The following is a 15,289-nucleotide window of genomic DNA, read 5'->3' as shown; positions in this document are numbered from 1 at the left end:
CGCGGCGCATCATGCAATGATGCGGCGCTGAGCCGGGGCCCAGTTTTTTGGACGCACTGTACCTGCATCGTCATTGCGAGCGCAGCGAAGCAATCCAGAATCTTTCCGCGGAAAGACTCTGGATTGCTTCGTCGCAAGAGCTCCTCGCAATGACGATCGTGGCTGTTACTTCGCCGCTTCCGCGCTCGCCATCACGGGACGCACCGGATCGCCTTCGCGCAGCAAGGCACCGGCGCGGGCGACGACGACGTCGCCCTCGCTGAGGCCGTCGCGGACCTCGATATTGCCGCCGGACATCAAGCCGACCTCGACACGCTTGGTCTCGACGCGGTTGCGGCGGATCACCTGCACCACGGTGCCGGCGGACGAATATTGCACGGCGGTCAGCGGCACCGCCACGTTGCAGCTCTGCCCGGTCTTGATCAGCGCGCGCCCGCTCCCATTCAGCAGCAGCCGCTTCTGCGAGGAGATGCCGATATAGACCATGCCCTGCTGGATGTTCGGCTCGACGGTCGGTCCGATGCGGCGCACCTTGCCGCTGATGTCGCCGCCACCTGGGATCCGCACGGTGGCCTGCTGATTGACCGCGAGCTTGCGCACATCGGTGGTGGCCACGAGGCCGACGAGGTCGTACTCGCTGCGCGCCACGATCGTGAACAGCGCCTCGCCCTTGGCCGAGGCGAAGTTGCCGATCTGCGCGGTCGAGGTCGCGATCACCCCCGCCACGGGCGCGGTGACCTGAAGCGTGCCGCCTTCGGGCAGCGCCAGCCGGGCCAGCACCTGGCCGGCGGTGGTGGTGTCGCCGGCTTCCGCCAGCACGTCCGTGACCTTCAGGCCGGGCCGCTCGGGCCGCACCGAGGTTTCCTCACGCGCGATGATCGTGCCGGTGGCTTCGACGACGTCGGAGAAGCAGGATTTCGCGACCTTCAGCACCGTGACCGCCGGCCCCTTCGGCGCGTCGTCATCGGCGGCACCGGCTGGATGGGGGCTGAGGACGAGCAGGCCGGCGACGGCTGCGGGGCACAGGTTTCGAACAACGGCGCGGGGCAAATGACGCATCGGAAATTCCAATCGGGTAAATTCCACTTGGGCTATGCCTCCAATCGATAGCAGATGGCCGCCGCCCGCACTACGGCCGGGTCGTCCCGAAACAGAACGCCGTGCCGCCGCCGGCAGTCGCGGCAAGCAAGTCTTTGACAAGCAAGTCTTTGACAAGCAAGTCTTTGATGAGTCGCGGGATTGGAGAACAGGTTCGCTCCGAAGAGCTCGAGTCGCGCGCGGCGGGCGTCAGCGGCGCCGCTCACCCACCGGCTTGCCGCTGGCCCGCTCGATCAGATGCAGCCGCGTGCAGGCCGGACACGACACCGACACGTGCGTGCGATCGCTCGGCTCGTCGGTAAGCCGATGCTGCACGTTCAGGCCCGTCTGGGGGCATTTGAAGACAATCTGCCGGTCCATGACCGAGATATGACGCCAAGCCGGGTCTCGCGAAATTACGGATGTTTACGTAGGTCGGCGATGGCTCCTCACGGCAGTTTCAGGAACTCGACCCAGTTCGGCTTCCTGCCGGTGGGGTAGGATTTCAGCTTGGTCAGCGCGCCGCTGCCCTGGTCGATGGCATGAACCGTCATGCTGTCGGAGAGCTCGCCGACCGCGGCGAGATAGCGGCCGCTGGGATCGACCTGAAAGCCGCGCGGTTGCTTCTCGGTCGGCACGCTGCCGATCGTGGTCAGCTTGCCGCTCGAGCCATCGACCCTGTAGGCGGTGAGCGTGCTGGTGGTGCGCTCGGAAGCGTAGAGGAAGCGGCCGTCCGGCGTGATGTGGATGTCGGCCGCCCAAGGTTTTCCCGAAAACCCTTCCGGCAGCGCTGTGGTGCGCTGGATCTCGTCCCACGCGCCGCTCCTGGCTTCATAAGTGAAGGCCGCGACATCGCCGTTCAGCTCGTGGAGGAGATAGACGAACTTGCCGCCGGGATGAAACACGAAGTGCCGCGGCCCCGATTTCTCCGGCACCTTGTGCCCCGGCGGGTCGTTCGGCGTCAGCGTGCCGGTCGTGGCATCGAATGCGAAGGCCAGCACCTGATCGGAGCCGAGATTGGTCGCGAATGCGAAGCGGTTGTCGGGCGAGGGCAGGAACGCGTGGGCGTTCAGCCCGGTCGGGATCACCTGCTTGGGCTCGCCGGCAACCCCGTTGCCAAGCAGCGGATTCAGCGCGACCTTGTTGCCGCCATAGGAGGCGCTGAACAGGTACTTGCCGCTGCGGTCGATGGCGATATGGGCCATGCTGTCCGCGAGCGGTCCGTTGCCGAGATGGCTGAGCTCGCCCGTCCTGGGATCGATCGCAAAGCTCACCGCGAGAGTGGGCTGCGAGCGGATTCCGGCAATCAGCGTACGGTGGTCGGGCGTGATCGCGAGCGGTGTCGAGGAGCCCGGCTTTTCGACGCCCTTGAAGGCGGCCGTCTGCACGAGCGTCATCTCGCCGCTCTCGCTCATCTTGAACACGCTGATGTCGTTGCTGTCGGCATTGCCGACATAGGCGAAGGTTTCGGCCATACCGGCACGGACTCCAGAAATGAGGGTAAGCGAAGCGAACAGGGCGGCGGCGATCGCAGCGCGTGGCGCGCGCGATGCGATGCGTCGGATCGGTCTCGACATCGGTCTCGACATGGGCTCCTCCTGAAAGCCGGCTCGCGGCATTATCGTTTTTGCCGCGAGCATAGCGGGCGGAGCGACGCCGCACCAAAATCCAATGGGGATCGATCGATGCCGAAATCGCATCGGTCGCGGGATGCCGGGTCAGCGCACTGCCACGGTTCGGGAGGGCAGATGCAATCCGGACGGCTGGTCCGGCGGCCCGAGCATGGTCCACACGGTGATCGCGACCAGGGCGGAGGTCATGAGGGTCCAGAGGATGAGTCGTTTTCGCATCAGGCCAATCCATCGGTGCAAGCCGCGAGGCCAAGGGCCGCGTCAGCGATCCTGCACTGCAAAGAGCGGCGGTTCTATGAGGCCGTTCACAGGGCGAAAACGGCCGATGCTGTCGCGAACCAATGCGCTGCGAACGCATTGAACCGACATGTCCCGCGCAAACGATCTCGAAGGCAAGCCCGACATGGGCGGCAAGCATGGCGGTCAAGCCGGCCAGCCCAAACTTCCGCCGCGCCCGCACGAGGGCGAGCGCGATGCGGATGTCGTGGCAAAGCGCCACACCCGCCAAACCGATCGGGCGGCGCCGCCGACCAAACCAAAATAGTACCTTGCCGCCGCCCTCGCGGCAGGCCCCGCGCCGGGAACGGCGGCATCGCTCTGCCGTTAGCTCGGGGCGTGAGAGAGGGAAAAGGGAGGCTGGCTCGTGTTTTGGATCTGTTGGAACACCGCATGGTCGCTGATCATCAGCGGCATCTGGGTCGCCACCATTGTCAGCCACCCCGACTCCGAATTCGTCGAAGTGCAGGCCGCCAGACGGCAAATGTGATAGTGCCAACCGTTGCCGAATTCGTCCGGGTTCAGGTCATGCTGCCCGGCATGAAGCAGCGGATCATGGGACGGCCATTGACGTAATAGGGCCAGACCATGGTGCCCCCGGCGCGGTTGGGCTCGGTGATGACGGTGTCGTCGGGCACCTCGATCCAGTTGCCGAGGAGCCGCACCCGGTAATGTCCATCCCGCGTCTCCCAGTCGACGTCGTCGAGCGCCGTGCCGTCGGCGTCGGCACAACAGGGGCCGCTGCCCTTGCTTTGCAGGCTCTCGAACCAGCCCTTGAGCGGGGAGTTCGCGTAGCGCCCGTCGTCGCGGGCCTCCGCGGCGAGCCCGATCAGGGCCGCAACCGCAACGAGAGGGATCGTTCTGAACGCCGGGATCGCCATATCACCTCGCTCGTTTCACGCACGCGCGCGCCACAGCGCCGGCGAAAAGCCGCCTGCGGTGCGCGTGATGCAATGTTGACCAGGGCCGGTCGGCCGGAGTTCCCGGCCGTCTCAGCGAGGCGACAACCGCAAGCTGCGGGGTTTGATCCTATTTTCCAACCAGAAGGCAGCGAGAAGACGGGCGGGCGGAGCAGCCGCTATCCCCCGGCAGCCCGCCGCGGTCTCATCGGCTTGTCGGAGGTCGGGGGCCGCGATCCCGTCACGTAGTCGGGAAGCTGAAACTTGCGCCGGTAATCCTTCGGTGACACGCCGGCCTGCTTTCGAAACAAGCGACGAAAGGACGCCACGTCCTCGTAGCCGACCTCGCGGCAGATGTCCTCGATACCCGTTTCCGTCGTCTCGAGCAGTTGCTTGGCTTCCTCGATGCGCAGCGTCTGCACATAAGCGAGCGGCGAATAGCCGGTCGCTGCGCGGAAGCGGCGATCGAATGAGCGCTTCGGCAATCCGGAGTGATGCACCAGCGCCGCAATGAGATCCTGGCGCTGGTAATTCTGCGCGATGTAATCCTGGCATCGCGTGATCACGCCGTCGCCGTGATCCACGTTCTGCACCATCGAGGCGAACGGCAATTGTCCTTCGCGATGCCACTGGTAGAGAAACAGCTTCGAGATACGGATCGCCTCTTCCGTGCCGCCGTATTTCGCGACGATCAGCAGCGCGAGATCCTGCCAGGACGATGCGCCGCCTCCGCAGACCAGATTGTGTCCGGGGCCGTTCTGCACCAGGACGCGGTCCATGCGGAGCTTGACCTCCGGAAAATGCTTCCGAAACACCGGCTCGTAAACCCAGTGTGTGGTCGCCTCGCAGCCGTTGAGCAAACCGGCTTCGGCGAGCACGAGCGATCCGCCGCAGGACCCGTACATCTGCGCGCCTGCCTCGTGCATCTTCCTGATCCAGGCGATGAGCCGGCGATCAAGTCCGGCGGTGCCGGTCTTTGCAGTGACGATTACGTTCGGCACGAACACGATATCGGTCGATGCGACGTGATCGGCGACGTCCTGCGGCATGATGCTGACGCCGGTGACCAGCGCGATCTGGCCGGGCTCGGCGCCGACCAGCCGCGGCTCGAACAAGCCGTCCGGCGTGCCGCCTTTGACGCCGTCCCATATGCGTCCTGCGCCCCACAATGTGTCGAATACGCCGTAAATGATCGACGGATCGCATTCGGCGAACACGGGAATACTCACGCGTACACGTCCACGTGACATTCTGCAGCCTCTGGCTCGATTGGCTCGAAACTGACTATTCTGCCTCTCCATCCGCGAGTCCAGACACCGTATGTCGCACCTCAACGGCGCATCTCCGCGCCCTGAGGAGCGAGACATGAACCTGGATGAGAGAAAGCTCGAGCAGCTGCTTGGAATCGTCGTCAACGAACTCGGCGCCGCCTCGAATGCGGCGCTCGTTATCCTCGGCGATCGACTGGGACTATTCCGCGCGCTGGCCGAAAGCCCGATGACGTCGGCCCAACTAGCCGACCGAACCGGGACTCACGAACGCTACGTTCGTGAATGGCTGTCCGCACAGGCAGCCTCCAGCTTCGTGAGCTACGACGCGACGAACGATACGTTCTGCATGACACCGGAGCAGAGGGCCGTATTCGCGGATGAAAACAGTCCGGTCGCGATGGTTGGCGGCTTCAGCCTGCTGCCGGCGGTCTATCACGACGAGCCGCGATTGGCCGAAGCGTTCAAGACCGGCAAGGGCCTGCGCTGGAGTGATCACTGCAATTGCATGTCCTGCGGCGTCGACCGCTTCTTCCGGCCCGGCTATCGCGCGCATCTGATCGCCGAATGGCTGCCTGCGCTGGGCGGCGTCGTCGAGAAGCTGGAGCGGGGCGCCAAGGTCGCGGACGTCGGCTGTGGCCACGGCTATTCGACAAGGCTCATGGCCGAAGCATTCCCGAACTCGGATTTCACCGGCATCGACTACGACGAGGCCTCGATCGATTGCGCACGCGCCGAGATCGCCGGCGTGCGCAATCTTCGATTCGAGGTCGCCAAGGCGCAGGATTTCGCCGGATCTGGCTTCGATCTCGTGACGATGTTCGATGCGCTGCACGATATGGGCGATCCCGTCGGCGCGGCCCGTCACATTCGTTCAACGATGAAGGACGACGGCACGTTGATGCTGGTCGAACCGGCGGCGGGGGACAGCCTGGCTGACAATCTCAATCCGGTCGGGCGGGTCTATTACGCCGGCTCAACCCACATCTGCCTTCCGACGTCGTTGAGCCAGGACGTCGGTCTGGGACTAGGGGCGCAGGCCGGCGAAAAGCGTATCGCGCAGGTGTTGCGACAGGGCGGCTTCTCCAAGATCGGCAAGGCCGCCGCGTCGCCCTTCAACATGATCCTGGAGGCGCGGCCATGAGGGTCGCGCACATCCTCGCGCGAGGCGCACTAGCGCGATCGGGGTCCAGCCGCACGCTGCGGACGAGAGGCGAGAACGGCCGTGATTGACATCGTCTCCCACCTCCTTCTCGCCCGTGCCTCGCTGGTGGCCGGCCTGTCCCGCCTGTCCTGGAGGCGGCTGGCTGCGCTCGGCCGCCGCAGATGGCGCGCGTTCTGGACGGTCACGGCGGGGGCGTGAATGATGGCGGCGTGCTAGAGCATTTCGAGCGAAGTGGACGCCGGCGATTGGCAGGCTTCGGCGTCTCGTCCTAGATTCGCGCGATCCATGGACGTTCTCTGGATGACAGCATATCGAGCTCGTTTGCTAGCGCGATGGCTTCTTTCACGTCCGGCGTGACGAGCCCTTCACGGAGCCTGCCGACAACAGGCACAAGCAGGTCCACCGCCTGCTCAAGCTTGTCGGAATCTCGCCAGAGGCGGGCCAGGCTGACGGCTGTCCGCAGCTCCCACGAGCGGGCATTCTGTCCGCGCGCGACTTCCAGCGACTGCACGAACAATTCCTCGGAGTCGGCCGCTGGTCCGGCATGGGCCCGGATGAACTCCCCTTGCAGGCGGTAGATCTCCGCCAGATAGAAGTGATCGCCCGTCCTCTTCGCGACCGTCAAGGCACCATCGAGCGCGCGCAAGGCCGCTTCCGACAGACCGGCCCTCGCATAGCCTTGCGCGAGGAGGCATCTGAACCAGCAACTGGCGAGCCAGGAATTCTGCGCCTCATAACCCTCGACGCCCGTGCGCATTTCGCTCAGACCTGCATCCATGTCCCCGAGCTCAGTCAGCGCCCATCCATGCAGAATGGTGGCCTGTTGCTTCCAATGCAGAAAGCCGTGTTGCGATGAAATGGTCATCGCGCGGCTGGCATAATCTCTGGTGCCCGTGACGTCGCGCAGATGCTGACAAAGGTATGCGCCAAACACTTGCGCGAACGCCAGCGTAAAAGGATGGCGCATTTGCTCGGCATCGGAAATCGCCTGCTCGCTGTGCTGCCGCGCGGTGTCGGGCTGGCCCAGGAACCATAGCAGGTATCCGAGGTACGACATCGACATGACGCCTGGATTGAGGAGCCTTTCCGCCGAATCGCGATGCAGAGCCGGATCATCGAGTAGGATGGAGCGACGAAGATGATGTTGCGCCGCCAGAAACCGCCCGCGGTAAAGCATGGTCGCCGCGATCGACCTGCGGGCCTCCACGAGGTACAGGGTCTGCTTCGACAGCAACTCGCTCGGACGTTCCCGTTTGGCGAATTTCAGGAGTGCGGCACTCAGACCGTGCGCCTTGGTCAGGTCAGCCCGAATGAAGTGGTGCATCCAAAGCCCTCTTATCGCCGCTAGCACCTTGTCTTCATCATCGAGCTGCCGTCCGAGCTCGAGGCCTCGGGCAAAATTGTCTTCCACCTCCTGTGTGCCGTAACCTTTGGCAGCGATCAGCGCGTTACCCAGCGCAATGCGAAGCTCCAGCTCCATTTCATCGCGGTCGGGCATCTCGGGACTGCCGAGGACGACCGCTAGGCCACGGCGTAGATGGCCGATCGCTTCCAAATAGGCTCCCAACCTTGCGGCGTGCCTGCCGGCCTTGATCCAGGAAGCTGCAGCCGGCTGGCTTTGATCGGATTCGGTCAGATGATAGGCGAGAAGCTCCGGCTCGCGCTCGGTCTTTTCCGGATAGTTCTGAGCCAGCACCGACGCGATCCGCGCGTGGAGCCGTCTCCTCTCGCTGCGCAACAGGCTCGCATGCGCCGCATCCTGGATCATCACGTGCTTGAACGAGTAGAGCGCATCCGGCGGATGGCCCAGCCGGACGATCAGCCCTGCCTCCTCCAGGCGATCGAGCGCCGACTCGATCTGGTCGGCTGGTACGGAGGCGACAGCGTTCAGCATCTCGTAGGAGAACTGCCGGCCGATGGTGGCTCCGATCTGTGCGACCCTCTTGAACGGGCCCAGCCGATCCAGACGCGCCATCAGCGAATCCATCAGCGTCGCCGGGATTGCCAGCGGTCGCCACGAACCGGAGAGCACATAGTTTCCGCGTTCCTCGGTCAGAAGGTCGCTTTCGAGAACGGCTTTGGTCAGCTCCTCGACGAACAGCGGCACCCCGTCGGTCTTGACGATGATGTCCTCGACGACTTCCTTCGGCATTTTGCGGCTGCCGGCAACCCGCTCGACCAAGGTCGTCCGCTGCTGCCGGCTCAGCCTGTTCAGCATCAGCGTCGTGATGTGAGAGTGAGCGCTCCAGCTCGGCTTGAATTCGGAACGGCAGGTGATGACGGCGAGAATGGGCGTGTACTGGACCCGCTCCACCAGCAGATCGATGACCTCCCGGGATGTCGGATCGATCCAATGGGCGTCCTCGAAGGCGATCACCAGCGGCTGATCGTGCGCGAGGCCCAGGAGATGATTGATGAGGGCGGAGACGATGGCGTCCTTTTGCTGCTGCGGCGACAGATCGAGCGGAGGATAGCGACCTCCGGTCGGGATCGACAGCAGAGCCGCAAAGAGCGGCATCACCTGCTCGATGTCGCCATGCGCGGCCGCAACAGTCCGCTCGAGACTCGACAGAGACGAGGCCGAGGCATCGTCGCGGTCGAGGCCCAGGGCAAATTTGAGCTGCTCGATGAAGGGATGGAACGCCGTCGAGCTGTAGTAGGGCGAACACTGGAACGAGACATGCCCGTGCCGATCGCCCGCAATCCGCACGAAGATTTCCTGGACGATGCGCGACTTGCCAATGCCCGGCTCCCCGAACAGCACCACGACCTGGCCGTCGCCCGCCTTGGCCTGCTCCCAGCGGCCGAGCAGAACCGTGATCTCGTCGTCGCGATTGACGAGTGGCGTCAGCCGGGAGCCGATGGCTGCGGCAAAGCGGGTCTCCACGCGCGATGGCCGAACCACATGCCACGCCTGTGTTCTCCCGGCTATGCCCTTGAGTGCATGGACCCCGAGATTGCGATAGTCGAACTTTCCCTTCAACAGCGACTGCGTCGACGACGAGATGACCACCCCGTTCGGCGGCGCCAGGCCCTGCAATCGCGCCGCCAGATTGACGGTCTCGCCGACCGCGGAATCGCGCTCCTCGGTCCCCCGGCCGACCAAGTCGCCCACGACCACCAGTCCCGTCGCGATGCCGATCCGGACGGCGGGCGCATGGCTGAGTGCACCCAGCGGCTCGATCGCAGGCGCGGTCGACAATGTCCGCACGATCTCGAGACCAGCCCGCACCGCTCGCTCGGCATCGTCCTCATGCGCTTTCGGGTAGCCGAAATAGACCAGGATGCCGTCGCCGACGAAGCGGGCGGCAAATCCTTCATAGTGTTTGACCACACCCACGCAGGTTTCGCGAAAGCTCGCGATCATGTCACGCACGTCCTCGGGATCGAACTGTGCGGAGAGCGAGGTGGAATCGACCATGTCGCAGAACATCGTGGTGAGCTGGCGACGTTCCGCAACGATTGCCGTAGCGGGCAATGTGTGGCCCGCGGCTGGCGCGGCCACTCCGGAAAGGGACGCCGTTGCACGCTGAAGCCGCTTGCGGTCTCCGAGCGGCAGTCCAATCTGTGCCAGATCCGACTCGGTCAGGTGGGGCAGGATGTCGAGATCGATGCGATGGCGGACGAAGAGGTCCGTGTATTGGCTGAGACCAACGCTTTCAAGCCAGTGTCTCAGACGCTCCGTCCCCGTCCTCGACTCATCATTCGGCATGCAGAAATCCCTGGTTCAAATTGCGCTGAGCGGCTCCAAAATGCCTGTGGTTTGCGCTTGGATTGGGACTCGATGCGACTCTTCGTTGCGGCGGCCAATGAAGGCAAACCATCGGCATTTGGAGCGTTTCTCGCCCGCGTCTCGAAAATGAGGCGGATCGGCGGCTCACCCTTTCGACGAGCCAGGTGCGCAGAATTCAATGAATTGATAGCTGTCGGTCGCTGATTGTCAAATCGCCGCACGACCTCGAACCAAACACTCAGCGGCGCCGCTTTCCTCGAAAGCGGACATCCGGGCCAGACGTGGCGTCGCCGGCTAGGCCGCGACCGCCTGCGCCGCCAGCAGCTGCTTCAGCTTCGCCGCCGGTACCGCCGGGCTGAACAGCCAGCCCTGCATCTGGCTGCATCCGAGCTGGCGCAGCACCTCGGCTTGCGCTTCGGTCTCGACGCCTTCAGCGGTGGTCGCCATGTGGCGTGCTGCGGCCATGTGCACCACGGCCTGCACGATCGGCGAGGAATCCTCGGACTGACCGATGTCGCTGATGAAGCTGCGGTCGATCTTGATCTTGTCGAACGGGAAGCGGTGCAGATAGCTGAGCGAGGAATAGCCGGTGCCGAAATCGTCGAGCGCGATGCGCACGCCAAGCTCGCGCAGCTGCTGCAGGATCGCCAGCGCCTCCTCGTCGTCGCGGATCAGCACCGTCTCGGTGATCTCGAGCTCGAGCCGGCCCGGCGCGAGCCCGGACTCCGCGAGGGCGGCGGCGATCTTGAGCGCCAGCGTGCGCGAGCGGAACTGGACCGGCGACACGTTGACCGCGATGTGAATCCGTCCGGGCCACGAGGCGGCCTCGAGGCAGGCCTGCTTCAGCACCCATTCGCCGATCTCGCCGATCAGGCCGATGTCCTCGGCGACCGGGATGAACTCCGCCGGCGAAACCATGCCGCGCTCGGGATGGCGCCAGCGCAGCAAGGCCTCGCAGCCGGTGACGACATTGGCGGTGAGGTCGACCAGCGGCTGGTAGTGCACCTCGAACTCGCCGCGTGCGAGCGCCTGGCGCAGATCGAGCTCGAGCTGGCGGCGCTGCCGCGCCTTGGCGTCGTATTCGGCCACGAACAGGCGGAAGGTGCGGCGGCCTTCCGACTTCGCCGCATACATCGCCAGATCGGCGCGCTTGAGCAGATCGTCGAGATTGTCGCCGTGATCGGGCGCGACGGCGATGCCGATGCTGGCATCGGTCGGAACCTCGTGCCCCCTGCAATCCACCGGCGCGCGCAACGCCTTGAGGATGGTTTCCGCCAGTGCCGTCAGCTCGGCCGGATCGGAGGTGCCGGCCTTCACGATGGCGAATTCGTCGCCGCCCAGCCGCGCGACCATGTCGTTGCCGCTGACGCAGGCGCGCAGGCGGTTCGCCACCTGGCGCAGCAGTTCGTCGCCGACCTCGTGTCCAAGCGAATCGTTGACGCCCTTGAACTCGTCGACGTCGATATAGAGGATCGCGAATGGCTTGCCCTGGGCGAGCTCGGCGACGCGGCGTTCCAGATGTCCGCGCAGCAGCACGCGGTTGGGCAGATCGGTGAGGGCATCGTAATGCGCCAGATGGGCGATGCGCTCGTCGGCGCGGATGCGCTCGGTGACGTCGTCATGGGTGGCGAGCCAGCCGCCGGCAGCGGCCGGCTGGTTCTTGATCTCGATCAGCCGGCCGTCGGCGGTTTCGACGATCGCGCTCTTGGTGCGGCCGACATTGCTCAGGATGTCGTCGCAATAGGCCTCGACGTCGCCCTCGAACGAGCCGGAGTCCCGGCGGTGCCGGATCACGTCGCGGAAGTGGACACCGGGCTTCACCACGGCGGCCGAGAGCCCGTACATCTCGATGTAGCGGCGGTTGCAGACGATCAGCCGCTCGTCCTGATCGAACATCAACAAGCCCTGCGTCATCGTGTTCATCGCGGTGTCGAGCCGCTGCTTCTCGAGCGACAGCCGGTGCGTCACCTGGCGGAAGATCAGAAACAGCGTGAGCACCAACAGGCCGATCGACAGCGCGGCAATGGTGACGAAGAATTTCGTCTGTGTGCGCCAGGTCGCCAGCGTCGCATCGAGCGACTTGGTCGCGACCACGACCAGCGGCTCGCCGGTGAGCAGGCGCGAGGCGACGATGCGGTCCTTGCCGTCGATCGGGCTTGCGAGCTGGGTGGTGACGAAGGTGCGCTCGAACACCGCCATTTGCTCCGGCGTGCCGGTGCGGAAGTTCTGCCCGATTATCGCTTCGACGTGTGGAATGCGGGCGAGCAGCTGGCCGTTCTGGTGGTGCATCGCGATCGAGGAATCCTCGCCGAGCCCGGTCGAGGCGAAGAAGGATTCGAGCTGCTCGGGCGTGATCGCGCGCGAGACCAGCCCGAGGAATTCGCCGTGCGGGCCGGAGATGCGCCGCGCGAACACGATCGCCGGTCCGTTGCCGAACCGGCCGGGCACGACCTCCACCTCCTCCTGTGCGGCCGGATCGTCCTTGAGACGGTTGAAATAGCCGCGATCGGCGATCGAGATATCGGCGACCGGCCATTGCCGCGACGAGTTGATCAGCACGCCCCTGGAATCGAACACATTGGCGCCGGCGACGTCGGACCAGCCGCTGGCTTTCGCGCGCAGCACCTCATGCACGGCGAGCGTGCCCATCTCGCTGCGGAAGATTTCGGCGGACTGGATGCCGTGGCTCTCGAGCTCGGCGATGATGCTCTTCTGCAGCACCGCAAAGTCCTCGAACTGGCGGTCGAAATGCCGGGCGAGCATGCGGACGGCGTTTTCAAGGCTGTCGCGACCGCTCTCGATGGCATTCTGCCGGAAACGGTCGACCGTGAGCGCGGTGCCGATGGCGGTCGCAAGCATCAGCACGAAGCCGCCGGCGATCAGCCACGTCAGCGGCGCTCCGCGCCAACGGCGGAGCAACGCGCGCGTTCGCGCGGTCCATCGGATCGATGCGCCCATCCAGCCCTCCCGTGGGATGCAAGATGCAGCAAAACCGACAAGACCCAGTTACCATTGACGGTTAGGAAAATATGAATCGGAATGGAATCAGAGGGTTGGTTCCATCGTACAGGAGACCGCGGCGAGACCGCAGGACCTCACCGCCTGATTTCCCACCTCAAGGCTGCCGCGTTGCCCTTGGCGAACATCTTCGGCACATCGAACTTGCCGGTCGCGAGGTCATAGCGGCATTTCCAATTCGCAAGGCTCTTCGCCGCGCCGTTCTTCGGAGGCTTGTCCATCTCGCCCGACAGCGAGATCAGGAGATAGCGGTTGTTGGGCCAGCTTACGCCGAGCCAGCGATACGCATCTTCGGTGCCCTTCACCAGATTCGCCGTGATGTGATAGTCGAGCTTCATGCTCTTAGTGTCGGGCCGGCTGCGGAAGTAGGCCCAGGCCAGATCGCCGAGCGACGTCTTGGTCGCGTTGACGAAGCCGCCGTTCTCGAAATGATAGAGAAAGAGGTCCTGCTCGCCCGAGCCCGTCTTCTGGATCCGCACCAGCCATCGCGAGTCGGCCGTGAAACGGAAGCCGGCCGGATAACCCTGCTCGGGCTTCAGCTCGCGCATCTCCCCGCCGCGTCGCGCCCAGACCTGCCACTTGATGTCGAAATCCTCGCCCTCCTTCATATACTGCTCGAGCCTGGTGGCGCCGTCGGGCGAGGTGAAGGCGAGATCGGCATCGTCGGAAAGCGTGAAGCCGGGCGGCGGGCCGGAGGCGGCCAAAGCGGGTGCAGCGGCCAGCGTCAGAGCAACCGCTAGGGATCCCGCGGCACGGGAGAATACGGTCACGGGAGGAATTCCCTTGAAGAATGCCGCCAGGCGGCCTTGATACTTGGACACCCGCGTGGTCGCGCCGGTTCATCCCGCGCGCCTGGACGGAAGCATAATCCTATCGACAGTCTTGCTGCGGCAGCCAAATCGGCGCACCTTGCCGGCCTCGGCTGATTTGCCACCCAAGGTCCTTTTCAAATGATCACCGCCTCCAAGGCCTTCATTGCCTTCTGTCTGCTCGCGCTGGTCGGCACCGCGCTGGTGATCGGCCCGACCGAGCTGCGCCGCCTGCTGCCTGACGGGACGAAAGTCACCGTCGCCGCCAAGCCGGAGGCCAAGGTCGAGCCCAAGGTCGAGCCCAAGACCGAAGCCAAGGTCGAGCCCAAGCTTGAAGCCAAAGTCGAGCCCAAGCTCGAGTCCAAGCCGGACACGTCCAAGCTTGAGCCTGAGTCCAAGCCAGAGCTGAAGCCGGAACAGCCGAAGCTTGCCGGCAGCGCGCCGCCTGCGGCGGCCGCCGAGCCGAAGGCGGGCGCGCTGGCCGAGACCCAGAAGCAGGTGGCCGCGCTCGGTGACCTCGTGCTGGTCAAGCCGCCGGCGCCGGCTGCAGATGCCGGCCCCCGTTTCGATGTCGCCCGCGTCGACGAGCACGGCGAGGCGGCGGTGATTGCCGGCCGCGCCAGCCCGGGTGCGAGGGTCGAGCTGCTGCGCGATGGCAAGCCGCTCGACAGCGTGGTCGCGGACGCCTCGGGCCAATTCGTGATGACCCCGCCGCCTCTGCCGGCCGGCTCGTATGACCTGACGCTCCGCGCCAAGGCGCCGGACGGCACGGTCACCGAATCCGGCCGGACCATGCCGGTCACCATCGCCGCGGCGGCGCCGCCGCCCGCGCGCACGCCGCCGGTTGCGAAGCAGGAGGCCAAGCCGGCCGAGAAGCCCGACGACAAATCGGATGTCGTCGCCGCGCTGCCGTCGGCCTCGCCGCGGCTGGCGTCGGTGCCTGAGAAGCAAGCGGCCCGGTCAAAATTGATCGGCGCGCCGAAGCCCAAGGCCTTCGCGCATGCGCCGGCGGCCACCGCGGTCGCATCGGCCTCGCCGGCAGAGGCGCTCACCGCCGCGCCGGCCGAGGCCGGCGGCAGCCGGATCATCGCCCGCGGCGACAGCCTGTGGGCGCTCAGCCGGCTCGCTTACGGCGACGGTTCCCGCTACGCCGTGATCTTCAACGCCAACCGCGACAAGATCCAAAACCCCAACCTGATCTATCCCGGCCAGACCTTCGTGATGCCGCAAAAGGCGGAGTGACACGGCACGGCCGGCGCGTTGCGACGCATTGTCCTGTGTCTCTCTGGAACATTCGGTTCCCTCGCGCGTCTTCGTGATGCGACGCATTGCGCACTTGGCGCGGGTGGGAGGGCCAAGACGTGGCCGTACAAGTCGTGGCCAAACAAGACCTGGCCAAATTGGTCGTCAGGT

General features: G+C 65.1%; 13 protein-coding genes. 4 read left to right on the top strand and 9 right to left on the bottom strand.

The window, feature by feature from the left end:
* Positions 1–165 precede the first annotated feature (165 nt).
* From I6F17_RS32600 to I6F17_RS37825, 4 genes are all read right to left on the bottom strand, one after another.
* Complete coding sequence (locus tag I6F17_RS32600; RefSeq protein WP_036015950.1) at positions 166–1,059, bottom strand: HlyD family efflux transporter periplasmic adaptor subunit; 894 nt, start codon at positions 1,057–1,059, stop codon at positions 166–168.
* Between the two features lie 228 nt (positions 1,060–1,287).
* A complete protein-coding gene (locus I6F17_RS32595) occupies positions 1,288–1,458 on the bottom strand; it encodes a hypothetical protein (RefSeq protein ID WP_167361671.1) in 171 nt (56 codons plus the stop codon).
* A 68-nt stretch (positions 1,459–1,526) separates the two neighbouring features.
* On the bottom strand, positions 1,527–2,654 hold the full coding sequence (locus tag I6F17_RS32590) for a beta-propeller fold lactonase family protein (protein WP_225131137.1): 1,128 nt from the start codon (positions 2,652–2,654) through the stop codon (positions 1,527–1,529).
* A gap of 141 nt (positions 2,655–2,795) precedes the next feature.
* Positions 2,796–2,927: a hypothetical protein gene (locus I6F17_RS37825; protein WP_276573277.1), complete on the bottom strand. Its 132-nt coding sequence runs from the start codon at positions 2,925–2,927 to the stop codon at positions 2,796–2,798.
* Between the two features lie 148 nt (positions 2,928–3,075).
* On the opposite strand from I6F17_RS37825, the gene I6F17_RS32585 reads away from it, so the two are divergent.
* Both I6F17_RS32585 and I6F17_RS37820 read left to right on the top strand, forming a co-directional pair.
* Positions 3,076–3,252 (top strand): hypothetical protein, encoded by a 177-nt coding sequence (locus I6F17_RS32585; protein ID WP_225131122.1) that lies wholly within the window; start codon positions 3,076–3,078, stop codon positions 3,250–3,252.
* A gap of 99 nt (positions 3,253–3,351) precedes the next feature.
* The gene (locus I6F17_RS37820; protein ID WP_256375387.1) at positions 3,352–3,474 is read left to right on the top strand and encodes a hypothetical protein; all 123 of its coding nucleotides are present in this window, start codon (positions 3,352–3,354) and stop codon (positions 3,472–3,474) included.
* Between the two features lie 31 nt (positions 3,475–3,505).
* On the opposite strand, the gene I6F17_RS32580 is transcribed toward I6F17_RS37820, so the two are convergent.
* Positions 3,506–3,865, bottom strand: coding sequence for a hypothetical protein (locus I6F17_RS32580; protein ID WP_225131125.1), 360 nt, complete (start codon positions 3,863–3,865; stop codon positions 3,506–3,508).
* Between the two features lie 197 nt (positions 3,866–4,062).
* Complete coding sequence (locus I6F17_RS32575) at positions 4,063–5,112, bottom strand: helix-turn-helix domain-containing protein (RefSeq protein ID WP_225131126.1); 1,050 nt, start codon at positions 5,110–5,112, stop codon at positions 4,063–4,065.
* A 136-nt stretch (positions 5,113–5,248) separates the two neighbouring features.
* Between I6F17_RS32575 and I6F17_RS32570 the strand changes: the two genes are divergently transcribed.
* The gene (locus tag I6F17_RS32570) at positions 5,249–6,295 is read left to right on the top strand and encodes a class I SAM-dependent methyltransferase (protein WP_225131127.1); all 1,047 of its coding nucleotides are present in this window, start codon (positions 5,249–5,251) and stop codon (positions 6,293–6,295) included.
* A gap of 289 nt (positions 6,296–6,584) precedes the next feature.
* Here the strand turns inward: I6F17_RS32570 and I6F17_RS32565 are convergent, their stop codons facing one another.
* The 3 genes from I6F17_RS32565 to I6F17_RS32555 form a co-directional block, all read right to left on the bottom strand.
* On the bottom strand, positions 6,585–10,028 hold the full coding sequence (locus I6F17_RS32565) for an AAA family ATPase (protein ID WP_225131128.1): 3,444 nt from the start codon (positions 10,026–10,028) through the stop codon (positions 6,585–6,587).
* 315 nt (positions 10,029–10,343) lie between these two features.
* Complete coding sequence (locus I6F17_RS32560) at positions 10,344–13,007, bottom strand: EAL domain-containing protein (RefSeq protein WP_225131129.1); 2,664 nt, start codon at positions 13,005–13,007, stop codon at positions 10,344–10,346.
* A 137-nt stretch (positions 13,008–13,144) separates the two neighbouring features.
* Positions 13,145–13,837 carry a hypothetical protein gene (locus I6F17_RS32555; protein WP_225131130.1) on the bottom strand — a complete coding sequence of 231 codons (693 nt, stop codon included), beginning with the start codon at positions 13,835–13,837 and terminating at the stop codon, positions 13,145–13,147.
* A gap of 180 nt (positions 13,838–14,017) precedes the next feature.
* Here I6F17_RS32555 and I6F17_RS32550 point away from each other — a divergent pair, with 180 nt between their 5' ends.
* Complete coding sequence (locus I6F17_RS32550) at positions 14,018–15,118, top strand: LysM peptidoglycan-binding domain-containing protein (protein WP_225131131.1); 1,101 nt, start codon at positions 14,018–14,020, stop codon at positions 15,116–15,118.
* Positions 15,119–15,289 lie beyond the last annotated feature (171 nt).

Source organism: Bradyrhizobium sp. NBAIM18 (genome assembly GCF_020193825.1).
In the GTDB taxonomy this organism is placed as follows: domain Bacteria; phylum Pseudomonadota; class Alphaproteobacteria; order Rhizobiales; family Xanthobacteraceae; genus Bradyrhizobium; species Bradyrhizobium yuanmingense.
Note: the sequence above shows the minus strand (reverse complement) of the source record. Positions and strands in the feature narration are given on the sequence as shown.

Bases quoted from the DNA above. Each gene is read 5' to 3' on its own strand.
- I6F17_RS32565 (WP_225131128.1), bottom strand. From the start codon at position 10,028: ATGCCGAATGATGAGTCGAGGACGGGGACGGAGCGTCTGAGACACTGG.
- I6F17_RS32580 (WP_225131125.1), bottom strand. From the start codon at position 3,865: ATGGCGATCCCGGCGTTCAGAACGATCCCTCTCGTTGCGGTTGCGGCC.
- I6F17_RS32570 (WP_225131127.1), top strand. From the start codon at position 5,249: ATGAACCTGGATGAGAGAAAGCTCGAGCAGCTGCTTGGAATCGTCGTC.
- I6F17_RS32595 (WP_167361671.1), bottom strand. From the start codon at position 1,458: ATGGACCGGCAGATTGTCTTCAAATGCCCCCAGACGGGCCTGAACGTG.
- I6F17_RS32585 (WP_225131122.1), top strand. From the start codon at position 3,076: ATGTCCCGCGCAAACGATCTCGAAGGCAAGCCCGACATGGGCGGCAAG.
- I6F17_RS32550 (WP_225131131.1), top strand. From the start codon at position 14,018: ATGATCACCGCCTCCAAGGCCTTCATTGCCTTCTGTCTGCTCGCGCTG.
- I6F17_RS32590 (WP_225131137.1), bottom strand. From the start codon at position 2,654: ATGTCGAGACCGATCCGACGCATCGCATCGCGCGCGCCACGCGCTGCG.
- I6F17_RS32560 (WP_225131129.1), bottom strand. From the start codon at position 13,007: ATGGGCGCATCGATCCGATGGACCGCGCGAACGCGCGCGTTGCTCCGC.
- I6F17_RS32600 (WP_036015950.1), bottom strand. From the start codon at position 1,059: ATGCGTCATTTGCCCCGCGCCGTTGTTCGAAACCTGTGCCCCGCAGCC.
- I6F17_RS37825 (WP_276573277.1), bottom strand. From the start codon at position 2,927: ATGCGAAAACGACTCATCCTCTGGACCCTCATGACCTCCGCCCTGGTC.